This is a genomic window from Ancylomarina sp. 16SWW S1-10-2 (assembly GCF_009669305.1).
Taxonomy (GTDB): Bacteria; Bacteroidota; Bacteroidia; order Bacteroidales; family Marinifilaceae; genus Ancylomarina.
Window position 1 is genome coordinate 98,050 of the sequence record NZ_SADB01000012.1, and the last position, 13,125, is coordinate 111,174.

Genomic DNA, 13,125 nt, shown 5'->3' on the forward strand with positions numbered 1-13,125 from the left:
TTAAAAATGACTTTTACACATCTCACATACAAACATCAAGGAAACAGGAGCATAAACACACCTTCAAGACACCAACTAACCAATAAATACGATTTGCTTTGATATAAAAAACGACTTAGCCTTATCTAAATGTCATTCAGCTTAACTCATTGACAGTTAAACGCAATAAATTTGAAAAGAAATTAACAAGCAATACGTTTGATTTGTATTTTTGTTTAACCTAAACTATTAAAACATGATTGATCTTTTCTTTCAAGGCGGTACCGTATTCATGACAGTTGTAGTACTAACTGGAATTGCTGCTATTTTATGGTCTTTATTCTCATTAATTAAATTCATAAAAGTCGGTTTTATAAAAAAACGACATCTCGATGCCATTTTATTCCTAGGAAGTCTAAGCTTTTTCATCGGTCTTCTTGGGCAAGGCATCGGTATAACAGGTGCTTTAGAAGCAATCCAAGCTTTCCCTAACGTTTCTCAAGAAGCAGTAGCAGGCGGTATAAGAGTTAGTATGATTGCACCTCTAACAGGTGCCATATTATTCACAATATCAGGAATTTTCTGGTTCATTCTACGTTACCTGAACGCAAGAAAACAGGACGCCTAAAGCATTATATTAACAAGATAACATAGTTATGCCCAATAACTGCTTAAGATTTAATTTCTAAGAAACTGAATCTGTATAATGAAGAATTACAAAAGATTATTTCCTAAAAAAAATAATATATCATGAAACATTTACTCATTACATTTTTAATTATAAGTTCTTTTTTTTCATCCGAGAATAAAATATATTCTCAAAATATAGATGACCAAACATCTGATTTAAAAGCTTGGATCAATGCTCAATTTACAGAAGGTTTAGATTCCTTTAATATTGCAGGGGCTACCATTATTTTAATGCAAGGAGATTCTATTCTGCATATGAACGGTTATGGTCTAGCTGATATTGAATCCAATACTCTTGTTAATAGTACCTCTTCTATATTTGATATAGGTTCTATTTCAAAAACGTTTGTGGGCACAGCTGTTATGAAATTAGTTGAGGATGGAGAGTTAGAATTGGATAGGGATGTTAATAATTATCTCAAATCGTTTCAATTAACATATAAATTCAACGACTCAATTACTATAAGACATCTTTTAACGCATACAGCTGGGTTTGATGATTGCAACATAGGCACTATAGCTCATTCTGAAGAAAATATAATTCCCTTAGCACAATATCTAAAAAATCAAATGTCACCACAGATACGCCCTTCGGGTAAGGTCATATCGTATGCTAATAAGGGTTATGCCCTATTGGGACTTATCGTTGAAGAAGTATCCGGCTTACCATTTAATGAGTACGTTAGAAAAAATATTTTGCAACCATTGGAAATGAATTATAGTGGTTACAGAAGACAAGCGAAACTCAAAAAAAACTACGTTACCAGTTACCTGCAAAAGAACGAGCAACTGATTCCATACAAGCCTGCCTTTCACCACACCTACCCCGCATCCTCATTTCGATCAACGGCTTCTGACATGGGGCACTACATATCTATGTTCCTGAATAATGGAGAATTTCATGGAATTCAAATTTTAGATTCCTCAACTGTTGCTAAAATGCATCAAACAGGATTTAAGAACTACGAAAAGGCAAATTTCGGCTGGCTGTTAGGCTTTCAGGAATCGCATTGGTATGGAAAAAGAACGGTTAGTCATAGTGGCAGCATTCAGGGTTTTTCTAGTCAATTAACATTGATGCCAGAAAAGAACTTAGGTTTGTTTATTTCTGTTAATTCATCGAATTATTACCAACAGAAAAGTCGAGTATTTATGGACAAATTTATTAACGATTTGTTTGCACGACTTATGCCAGAATGTTTAGTTAAAAAAGAAAAGGCAACAGTTTCGCCCAAGTTGGGCGCTGTTGATGAACCATTAGAGATGTTTACCGGCACGTATCGATGGTGTAGATATGCACATACAACTTTAGACAAAGTGAGTGTTTTAGTTGGATTGATTCCTGAAATCGAAATTATATCAAAAGATAGTACACTTGAAATAGTTGAATGGAACGATAAACTAGTTCCTATATCCGATTTAACATTCCAGTCAATATACGATAGATACTTAGCTTTTGGGAAGAATACGAAAGGCGAAATTTCTTATTTTTTTACAGATACTTATTCTTACCAAAAATTAAAATGGTACGAACCTGTTAAATTTCAACGTTTATGGATAGGTAGTATTGTTCTTTTTCTATTAATTTATATAATTACCAGTATAGTACGTAAACTATTTGTTCGCAACAGAAATAGTCATTTGCTTAAGAAAATCAATTTTTCGCTAGCCTCTTTAGTTGTCCTTTTTATTGCAGTACTTACATATGCTTTATTTACCACCGGCCCTTTTGAATTTTTCTACGGAATACCTTTGCTCATTAAAATGGCATTAGTGATCCCTTTTTTAATTATTCCATTGGAATTTTTTTCAGTATACTTCTTGATAAAAGCTATTCGATTTAAAGAGTTGGGAACTTTTAATTTAATTTATCAATCTATTATTGTTGTTGCAGTTTTATTTTTCATCCCTTGGTTGATGTATTATAATTTAATTGGATTTAATTATTAAGGAATGAGTATAACATGCGGTCACATACAACTTATTAATCAGCAGTTTGTGTAGTTTTGTGTCTTTTTTTGCCGAGTATGTTATATACTGATACTTAAACGCCTTAAAATGCCAAACTATTCATACCGCAACACATAATTTGCCACAATTTCAACCTTGGAATTGTGGCTTTATTTTTGCGGTCAATCTCACATTAAATAAGCATAATTCTTTTTATATGTTTTACATTTTATTTAACATCTCAAAACAATATCTTTAGATGGTGAACAAAAACTTGTAACTAATTTATATAGAAGTTCGTTACACAAGAATATAAATAAAACTGCCTCATGTCGACTAAACTCATTAGCCTATTATTTTGCCTGCTTTCATTCAATGCATATTCACAACAACTTAGTGGCCGTATTTCTGATACGGAAGGAAAATCTATTCCCTTTGCCAATATCTTTATTCCAGAACTAACAACCGGAACAACATCCAATATCGATGGCGACTATCATCTAGATCTTCCCGAGGGTGAATGGCAACTTCACTATAGATATATGGGCTATAAAACCAAGGAAGTGAAAATTAAGATTGGGCAAAACGATATGGAGATGAATGTCGCTCTTGCACCTCAAACCTATCAACTAAAGGAAGTAAAAGTACTGGCAACTGGTGAAGACCCAGCTTATTTTGTTATGCGAAAAGCAATTGCCATGGGCGATTATTATACCAAGCAAATTAGTGAATACACCAACAAAGTTTACCTGAAAGGTACGGGAAAAGTTACTAGCGTTCCCCGCTTGTTTAAAAACAAACTAGCAAAAGAAGACATTAAAGTAGGTAAAGTATTCGTTACCGAAAACATATCAAAAATACATTTTCAGCTTCCCAATAAAATTGAAGAAGAGGTCATTTCCATTCGATCTTCAGGTCTTGACGAACAAGCAAACCCCATGCAATTCATTAGCGCAAATCTCTACAACACCCGAGATAATGGTTTTATATCTCCTCTGGATAAAGCAGCTTTTACAGTCTATAAATTCCAATTGATATCTCTATTCGAAGACCAAGGCAGAACGATCAACAAAATAAAAGTGATTCCCAAAAGAAAAGGTAAAGACTTATTTAATGGTTTTATCTATATCGCTGAAACCTTTTGGAACATACATTCGGCAGATTTAAAACTAAAACTACCTATGACTGATGTTCATATGCATCAAATTTATGCACCAGTTAGTAAAGACGTGTGGATGCCAGTTAGCCTAGACTACAAAATTAATTTTAAAGGCATGGGATTAGGTTTTGAAGGCATGTATGTTGCTTCCATTAAAGATTATAAAGTGACATTAAATCCTGATTTAGATCATGACTATTTGAAACAAGAAGAACTGGCTAGGAAACAAGAAACGGAAAATATCGATAAGCTAAGTAATACAGAAGAGTCAAAGGTTTTATCGGCTAAAGAGATTAAGCGTAAGGCTGAGATTAAAACCCTTCTTGATAAACCAGATATGAAGAACGCTGATATGCGAAAGCTTTACCGCTTAATGGAAAAAGACAATACTAAAAACAAGAAGGAAAAAATAAAGGAACCACTCGAAATTAAAATTGAGAAAGTTAAGATTGCAAAAGGTGCTAAAACAAAAGACTCTATCTATTGGACTGAAATGCGACCTATTCCACTTTCTTCGGATGAAAAAATTAGTTTTGGACAGAAGGACTCCATTGTACAAAAGAAAAGTACACCCGAATATAAGGATTCTGTTCGTAGAGCAAATAGGGAGTTTAAATACGAGCACCTGCTTTGGGGTAAAACATATCGTTATAAAGAGACTAATTCGACTTTTTCTACTCCTGGCTTGTTAAGTATAAATAAAAAATCGTACAATACAGTTCAAGGCTTTACTTTTGATGCACCATTTTCATACACAAAGCGTGATACATTGGGGCATTACTTTGAGATGACATCCAATTTAAGTTATGCTTTCTCTCGAGAACATCTCGACTACACAATTGGAAGTACTTACCGCTACAATGGTATGAAAAGAGCTTGGATAGGTTTTGAGGCAGGTAGTAAAGCCATTGATTTTAATGACGATTCAGGTATTAAGCCCATTTTAAATGCGGCCTATTCTCTTTTTTATAAGGAAAATAACATGAAACTCTACGACAAAAACTATGTTAGCTTATGGCACGAGACTGATCTTGCAAATGGGCTAAACCTTTATACGGAATTGGAATATGCCAACAGAAAACAACTTTACAATAACAACTCCTACTCTTTCTATGGTCCAAGCGATAATAAATACACATCCAATATACCACAAGGCGTAGATTCTGATTTGATTAAAAATAATAAAGCAATGACATTTATTGCTCAACTAGATTATACACCTCATCACAGATATACAGTGAAAAAAGGTGTGAAACAAATGACGACTTATCATTCACAGCCTACTTTTTCCTTACTCTACAAACAAGGCATAAAGAATATTTTAGATTCTGAAACCAATTTTTCATTCCTTGAAGCATCCATAAAACAAGAATTTGAGATAGGTTTCAACGATAAATTAGCCTATAGTATAAAGGCGGGTTCTTTCTTATCGAACAAAAAAAGTTACTTTGCCGACTATCGACAATTTGGAACTAGCAAGCCTGTATTTATGCTTGGTGGAGACATAAATACTTTCCGTTTATTGGATTATTACCAACATGCTACAAATAAAGAATATGTCGAAGCTCATGTACAATATACCTCCGATCGCTTTTTGTTAAAACGTCTACCTATATTGAACAATTCCTTAGTTCTACAAGAAAAATTATTTATCAACTACCTATCTCACAAAGAAAAAGAAAACTACTGGGAAGCAGGATATGGTTTAAGCCAGATATTCCTTTTACTAGATTTGGAAGTTTTTTGGAGTTTCGATGGCAAAGAGCATAAAGAGACGGGATTAAAAATCAAATTTAATATATAGGAGATAACTACTAGATTTCACCTTTTTAGTTCTTTTCTCTCGGCTTATTTGACTTCCTTTGTGCAAAATTTTGATTCATGCCAATAAAACGTCACCCTAATCGCCCTTTTGCCCCATCCAAATTTCCCGTATTTTACGGATGGATGGCCATGTTTGCTGCCACCGTTGGAGTTATTTGTTCCATACCTGGTCAAACAATCGGAGTATCTGTCTTTACAGACTATCTTATAGATGCTCTACAACTCTCTCGTGATGCACTGAGTTCTGCCTATTTGATTGGAACAGCAATGAGTTCTTTGTTTTTGACAAAGGCTGGAAAAATATACGACAAATTTGGAGCACGGTTTACCGCCATACTTGCTGCTTGTACTTTAACCATTACACTCGTACTATTCTCCATAAGCGACCAAATGACTGAAAGTATTTCGTCGTGGACAAATATTTCATTCTCAGCAATCAGTTTTATATTGGTTTCAGCTTTATTCTTTTTGCTACGTTTCTCAGGACAAGGTGTAATGACACTAGCCTCAAGAAATATGCTTATGAAATGGTTTAAGAAAAACCGTGGATTAGCCAATAGTATTTCTTCAGCCATTCAATCATTTGGATTTGCAGTAGCTCCTCTTTTTGTTGCAGGCTTAATTCATAGCACCGATTGGAGCTCAGCCTACCTTATTATGGCAGGCATCATTTTTTGTTTTATCATTTTTGCTTACATTTTCTACCGCGATAATCCTGAAGAATGTGGACTTATTCCTGATGGAAAAGTAATTGAAGAGAAAAAGAAAAAAGCTTTTAAAGAAAGTAACACACAATTTACACTAGAAGAAGCAAAGAAGAAACCTGTCTTTTGGGTTTATGCAATCGCGATTGCTTTTTATGGTTTTTTCATTACCGGTTTCACCTTTAATGTGATTTCCATATTCGAGATTGCTGGTTATGACGAACAAAAAGCTCTTAGTATTTTTATACCTGCTTCACTTATATCCATTGTTGCTGCCATAGCTGGAAACGTAATTAGCGACTATATGCCGCTTAAACGTATTTTAATTGTATACCTATCGGGATGCTTGCTTTCATGTATAGGATTAACCTTCCTTTCGCATTGGAGCGGATACTACATTATGATTGTAGGTAATGGTACAATGGGTGGTTTATTCTCTGTTTTAGCAGCTATTACTTGGCCTCGTTTTTTCGGTCGCAAACATTTAGGAGCAATCAGTGGACTGGCTATGTCGTTAATGGTATTTGGTTCGGCCATGGCACCTCTATTTTTCTCTAGAATATTCACACTAACAGGTAGCTACCAACTTGCTGGAATTATCGGTATCGTTTTAGTTATCATCCTACTTTTATTCTCATTAAAACTGCATAATCCTCAGGAGGATAGTAAAAAAGGTTAAAGTAAAAAAAAGTAACCAAAGGATATCCCAAGGAGTCTTATAAATAGATAAAGCCCAATTTCAATAAAATGAGATTGGGCTTTTATCTACATATTCAATTCTGACAGACGCAAACAGATTAATTTTAATATTAAAATATATGCCAAAAAGTTATCAATTATCCACGTACTCGAACCAATTATTAGGAAGCTAGTCTTTTATAAAAATAGGAAGAACAATCTATTTTATGTAATTTTATCTTTACAATATAAAACTATAAAATGAACATAATAAAATTAATCTTTACCCTACTCCTATTTTCATTCTCAACAATTCTATTTTCACAAGAATACAAATACGAGGAAAACAATGGTATACGCACATTCCACGAAGGACATATGTTTATTAAGGAGGGCGTTCCTTTTTTATCAGTTAAAGGTGAATCATATGAAATGGGCTTGCAATATGGCGTTTTATTGAACGATGAAATTCTGGATTTGGATGTCAAAGTAGATAGTCTTATTGACTCTTTTGTTGGGAAACTTTTCTTGAAAAAATGGATAGCCAATAAGGTCTTAAAATCTAAGATTAGGAAAATTGAAAAACGAATGCCCAAAGAATTTTTGGAAGAATTGGAAGGTATGGCCGATGGTTGTGATTTGAACTTAAGAGAGATTAAAACCATAGCTTACTTTCCGCAAATATTTTTTAATATCAGTTGTACTTCTTTTGTTCTGAGAAATGAAGAGGGAATTGTGCATGGACGAAATTTAGATTGGCCGGGTATCGAAATATTCACCCATTATCCATTAATTGTGAATTATCATCGCAAAGGAAAAATTCCAACAACTATTTTGAGTTTTGTAAGCTATCCAGGAGCCTACACGGGAATGAACCATAATGGGTTGAGCATGTCAATTAATATGAATGGTTGCCCAGTCCCAGAGGGGAAAAAAAAGAGCGATTACAACACCGACATGCCCATGCCATATAAATTGAGACAAGTAATGGAAAATGCCGACGAATTGTCGGAGGTAGATGAACTATTTAAAAATTACAGCACTCATGCTTGGTTTATTATGGTAGGGAGTAAGAAGGATCATTCTGCTGCGATGTATGAATTGACTCTTGGAAAACTTATTAAAAATAAAATGAAGGATAATATGATAGCTGTCACCAATCTTTCTCTATCGGATAAAGGACGATTTGAGTACAGTCCTATTAACATGCACGGCGATTCGAATATTGCCAGAGAAGATAAATTGAAAGAACTAAACCAAAAAATTGATAATCACGATTTGATTGAAAAGGCATATCAAATGATTTCTTCAACCGAATATTATCACCTTCAACACGATCCTTATTATATTGGCATTAATAATGATATGACTGTGAAAAGCTGTATCATGGATAACACGAACAATAAAATATATTTTTCTTATGCTGAAAAATTAGCTGGTTTAGCACAGTTCTTAGAATATGATATTGCAAGTGAAAAGGTATCTTTTTTTAAAGAAGTGAAAGTCAGCCAAACTTTAAAAGATTTAAATAGCAAGTTGGCTTTTTACAAATGGCACAAAGAAAACTATGGCGGTAAAAAGAAGCGCGATAATTTGTATTATATGGCTTTAATTAAATATTTTAAAAGTTCAATGCTTGAATCTGCATATAAAAATAGTCAAATTGCCATCTGTTATTCCAATATAGGGAAGCAAGACGAAGCCATAGAGTTTGCTAATAAATATATTGAGAACAGACCAAAGTACAATTCAGCGTATACGACTAAGATTAGTATTCTAAATGACTTCAAAGATTATAAAGCAGTAATAAGTACTACCGATGAAATGCTAAAAGTTGCAATTGTAACACCAGCAGATCAATATTATGCAAAAATAAATTTACTAAAGGCTTACGATAATCTGCAGGCACAATTTCCAGATCAAAAAAACATTGATAAAATTAAACAATTGGCTAAGCAGATTAAGGAAGAAGCTAATAAATATTTCCTTGCAGAGTGGATCAAAAAGGATTTATCGAAAATGGATGAAATTGTAGGCAAATACAATTGATAGACTAAGCACAAAACCCAATTTCTACAATTAGAAATTGGGCTTTATATTGATTATCAATTATGTCGTCATACATACGCGTAATAACGATCAAAATGATATTCTATTCTGAAATTATTACAATGCCTTTAATTCATTCTTTTTGTAGGCATCATAAGCTTGTTTAGTAGTCATTTCGCCAGCTCCAACAAAGATTTTAGTTCCTGATTGTTCAAGTACTGAAGAAGCATTTCCTCCAGGTCCATTACCTGTAATCAAAATTTCTGGTTTCAATTCTAATAATTTCTGAGCTGTTTTTGGTCCAGCACCATGAGCTTCGCCTTCAATAGCTCTATTATCAAAATTAGCTAATTCGTCTTTTTCCTCATCGTACATTAAAATATACTCTGTTCTTCCAAAACGTGGGTCCATCATTGAATCCCATTCTATACCTTTTGTTGTAAATGCAATTTTCATATTTTCTTTTTTATACTTTATTGATATTTAGTTTTACACGTGTACCAATGATAAACCTGTAAGAACTTTTTAAGTTTAATTTGCGACTAATTCTTTTACTTTATCCCAACTTTCTGCAACAATATTCTTTAAATCACTTTCTCCGTACTCAACAATTGTTTGTCCAACAGTCATTGCTTTTGTGAAAGTCTCATCGTAAGGTAAATTTGCAATGTGAGCGACATTTTCTCTCTTAAGAAATTCTTGTATTTCCTTTTCTACGTTAGTGTTCAAGTCAGCCTTGTTAATTATACAACCGGCCTTTATATTGAATTTTTTCACTAACTGATAAACACGCTCTAAATCGTGTAAACCTGCTACCGTAGGTTCAGTTACTAAAACCACAAAATCAGCACCCGAAAGTGAAGAAACAACAGGACATCCAACTCCTGGCGAACCATCAATAATAATGAATTCTTTATTTGTTTTTTCGGCTAATAGCTTGGCTTCTTTTTTTACTTTAGCAACAAGCTTACCTGAATTATCAGCACCAATACCAAGCTCAGCATGAACCATCATGTTTCCGGCTTTAGTATTAGATATATGTACTTTCCCAACATTCTGTTCTACCATCGAAATGGCACCTACAGGACAAACTCTAGCACAATACCCACAACCTTCACAATTCAACGAACTAACAGTGTGTTTCTGATTAGCAATAGAAACGGCATTAAAGCGACAAACCTCTTTACATTTACCACAATTAATGCACATATCTGGATTAATTTCAGCAATTTCGCCACTATAAAAATCTTCCGATTTGGCATAATCAGGTTTCATAAGAAGGTGCATATCAGCAGCATCAACGTCACAATCGGCAACAACAACATCCTTACCTCCAAGATAAGCAATCGAAGCAGTAATAGATGTTTTTCCTGTACCACCTTTACCTGAAATAACTACAATCTCTTTCATACCTCGTTGTTTTCTTTTAGTTTTAGAATATAATCGTAAACATGTTTTAATTGTTTTTTTACTTCCGGAACTCTGGTGTAGATTAATTCTCCGCTTGAATACAATTCGGCAATATAACGGTCGTTTGGAATTTTAGCCAATAGAGGAATATCATTATCCTTACAATAATTCAAAACATCGTCGTTACCAATACCATAACGATTAATAACAACTGCAAATTCCTTCTCCATCTTTTTCATCGTTTCAATTGCCAACTTGAGGTCATGAAAACCAAAAGGCGTAGGTTCTGTAATTAAAATTACAAAATCGACTTCTTTTGTAGCTTCTATAACCGGACAAGATGTTCCCGGAGGGGAATCGTACAATCGAATTGTTTCTTTAGGAAAATGTTCATCGACGTATTCAATTGTTTGAGAAATTAACGGAACAGCCTGTTCACGACCAACATCCAAATGGCTCTCAATAAACGAGATATCTCCTGATTCAAAATGTTTCAACTCTCCCATTTTCTCAGGAATCATTGGTAATGCATTTTCAGGACATAATTCAGAACAGGCATAGCAACTATGACAAAGATCAGGGAAAACCATGATTTTATCTTCCAATTTTATGACCGCATTATAATTACATACATCTTGACATAAACCACAAAAGGTACATTTATTAGAGTCCCAACTTGGAACCATCTTAAATTTGTCTTCTTTATGAATTAGTTTCCCTTTAATAAACAAACCAGAATTGGGTTCTTCAACATCAAGGTCACATAAAACAACTTTTTCTTTCTCTGAAATATAAGCTGCAAGATTTGAGGAAAGTGTTGTTTTTCCAGTGCCACCTTTACCGCTCGCAATTGCTATTTTCACGTATTTAATTTTTAAATTAAAACTAATATTCTAGTGATCGCATAAGTTAACGCCTCCATCTAACTGATTGTTCAAATAATTCACAACCAATTTCTCAGGAAAATCAGGATTAACACCCGAAAAAACTTTAATCTTATTATCAGTAAAGGCATCAATAGCTCGTTGTCCCATACCTCCAGCAATAATTACTTCAACACCAAGTTGTGCCAAAAATTGAGGATAAACTCCAGGTTCGTGACTTGCAGGTGGTGCAACCATATTTTCTGAAACAACTTTATTATTCTCAGTCTCTAATACGGCAAACTTTTCACAATGTCCGAAATGTTCACATAATTTTCCACTAACTGTTGGGATCGCAAATTTCATATTAATTGTATTTAATTTTTAAATAAAAATGTATCTCCCCAAATAAATAGTATACAAAAAACAATGCAGCTATATACTTTGATATAAATATCAAGAATCCTAGGAGGATACATTAAACTATATAATTTATAATCTTACTTTTTGAGTAACTCTTCTCTTACCATAATATGTCCACATTTAGGACATTTTACAGATGTGCATTTAACACCTTGTTGATGAGGTACTTTTTCACCACACTTAGCACATACACAAAAACCACCTGTACCACAAGATCCGCCATTATTACGACCACGACCTCCGCCATTACCTTGACCTCTGCCACTTCCGGGGTTTCCTGAATTTCTAAAATTCATCGCTTATATTTTTATTCTTAGTTATATTCAATAAAAAGAAGTAGAACATACAAAGATGTTCTACTTAAATAAATCTAACTTTCTTCATCCTTGATATTAATTTCAGAAAGCCTTTTTTCTAAAAGTGACATCTGGTTTTTAATCGAATTAATCTCATTCTCAATCAGTGTCTTTTCTGATACACCTAGCCCGCTATTATCAGAATAATTTCCATTAGCGAAACCAGCACCTCTTCCATAACCTAAGCCACGTCCAAAGCCTCTTCCAAAGCCAGCACCTCTTCCAAAGCCCCTACCGAGTCCTCTTCCAAAATTATTGTCTCCGGCATTTCCTACTTGGTCATTACCATTGCAATAACCCATTTGTCTACCTGTCATAGGACCATTTCCTGAAGGTCCTGTTCTATCACCTCTTGGCATGATAACCTCCTTTTAAATTAATAATTAGTAAAACTTATTATTCTTACACTCTTCTCAAATTGCTCTTTATACGAAATAGCTTTTTGATATTTTTATTTTGCAATATAAAATTCTATTGTCTTCCTCCATGGTGGCCTCTTCTTCCTCCATTTCCACCATTACCTCCACCTCTATTCGCACAACATTGACCATGACCAAAACCACCTGCCAGGTTCATCAAATTCTTAGAACCACAATCAGGACAGTCAGAAAAAGAATCATCCATATTCATTTGGAACATATGTCCACAATCCAAACATTTAATAATATTTCTTCTAAAATGAATATTGCCGCCTTGAATAGATAAAACTTTTCCCTGAACTATAAAATCTGCAATTTTTTTTCTTGCTTTTTCAATTAGTCTCGTAAAAGTTGGTCGCGACACTTCCATCTCTTCAGCAGCCTCTAACTGGGACATACCGAGATGATCAGCTAGGCGAAAAGCCTCATATTCATCAAGAGTAAGCAAAACTTCCGTTAAAGCATTACTTGGTATCCCAACAGGTTTAAACTCTGAAAACAAAGGTGGTTTATGTACGATTCTATCTTTTTCTGGTCTAGCCATATCTGTTTCTTTTAATATTATACTACAAAGGTAATGAACATACGTTCATAACAAAACTTTTTTAAAGAAAATTTCGA

12 protein-coding genes are annotated in these 13,125 nt (G+C 33.9%); 5 read left to right on the top strand and 7 right to left on the bottom strand.

Features of this window, described 5'->3' with window-relative positions; genetic code table 11:
* Nucleotides 1–271: 271 nt before the first annotated feature.
* The 5 genes from EMN46_RS11805 (at nt 272) to EMN46_RS11825 (ending at nt 9,033) form a co-directional block, all read left to right on the top strand.
* Nucleotides 272–607: a MotA/TolQ/ExbB proton channel family protein gene (locus EMN46_RS11805; protein WP_195715254.1), complete on the top strand. Its 336-nt coding sequence runs from the start codon at nt 272–274 to the stop codon at nt 605–607.
* A gap of 122 nt (nt 608–729) precedes the next feature.
* On the top strand, nt 730–2,619 hold the full coding sequence (locus EMN46_RS11810) for a serine hydrolase (protein WP_154201018.1): 1,890 nt from the start codon (nt 730–732) through the stop codon (nt 2,617–2,619).
* 329 nt (nt 2,620–2,948) lie between these two features.
* Nucleotides 2,949–5,582, top strand: a complete 2,634-nt coding sequence (locus EMN46_RS11815) for a DUF5686 family protein (RefSeq protein ID WP_154201019.1) — start codon at nt 2,949–2,951, stop codon at nt 5,580–5,582.
* Between the two features lie 77 nt (nt 5,583–5,659).
* The gene (locus EMN46_RS11820; RefSeq protein WP_154201020.1) at nt 5,660–6,985 is read left to right on the top strand and encodes a nitrate/nitrite transporter; all 1,326 of its coding nucleotides are present in this window, start codon (nt 5,660–5,662) and stop codon (nt 6,983–6,985) included.
* A 260-nt stretch (nt 6,986–7,245) separates the two neighbouring features.
* Nucleotides 7,246–9,033: a C45 family peptidase gene (locus EMN46_RS11825; protein ID WP_154201021.1), complete on the top strand. Its 1,788-nt coding sequence runs from the start codon at nt 7,246–7,248 to the stop codon at nt 9,031–9,033.
* A 117-nt stretch (nt 9,034–9,150) separates the two neighbouring features.
* Here the strand turns inward: EMN46_RS11825 and EMN46_RS11830 are convergent, their stop codons facing one another.
* The 7 genes from EMN46_RS11830 to EMN46_RS11860 all read right to left on the bottom strand — a co-directional run bounded on the left by EMN46_RS11830 (nt 9,151) and on the right by EMN46_RS11860 (nt 13,048).
* Nucleotides 9,151–9,489 (bottom strand): NifB/NifX family molybdenum-iron cluster-binding protein, encoded by a 339-nt coding sequence (locus tag EMN46_RS11830; protein WP_154201022.1) that lies wholly within the window; start codon nt 9,487–9,489, stop codon nt 9,151–9,153.
* Nucleotides 9,490–9,564: 75 nt separating this feature from the next.
* Nucleotides 9,565–10,443: an ATP-binding protein gene (locus EMN46_RS11835; protein ID WP_154201023.1), complete on the bottom strand. Its 879-nt coding sequence runs from the start codon at nt 10,441–10,443 to the stop codon at nt 9,565–9,567.
* Nucleotides 10,440–11,306, bottom strand: coding sequence for an ATP-binding protein (locus EMN46_RS11840; RefSeq protein WP_368667531.1), 867 nt, complete (start codon nt 11,304–11,306; stop codon nt 10,440–10,442). Before EMN46_RS11840 ends, EMN46_RS11835 begins: the two co-directional genes overlap by 4 nt.
* Before the next feature lie 30 nt (nt 11,307–11,336).
* Entirely contained in the window at nt 11,337–11,672 is a 336-nt protein-coding gene (locus EMN46_RS11845) for a NifB/NifX family molybdenum-iron cluster-binding protein (protein ID WP_154201024.1), read from the bottom strand.
* A gap of 134 nt (nt 11,673–11,806) precedes the next feature.
* On the bottom strand, nt 11,807–12,025 hold the full coding sequence (locus EMN46_RS11850) for a hypothetical protein (RefSeq protein ID WP_154201025.1): 219 nt from the start codon (nt 12,023–12,025) through the stop codon (nt 11,807–11,809).
* Between the two features lie 74 nt (nt 12,026–12,099).
* Complete coding sequence (locus tag EMN46_RS11855; RefSeq protein WP_154201026.1) at nt 12,100–12,444, bottom strand: DUF5320 domain-containing protein; 345 nt, start codon at nt 12,442–12,444, stop codon at nt 12,100–12,102.
* A gap of 112 nt (nt 12,445–12,556) precedes the next feature.
* The gene (locus tag EMN46_RS11860; RefSeq protein ID WP_154201027.1) at nt 12,557–13,048 is read right to left on the bottom strand and encodes a DUF134 domain-containing protein; all 492 of its coding nucleotides are present in this window, start codon (nt 13,046–13,048) and stop codon (nt 12,557–12,559) included.
* Nucleotides 13,049–13,125: the final 77 nt, after the last annotated feature.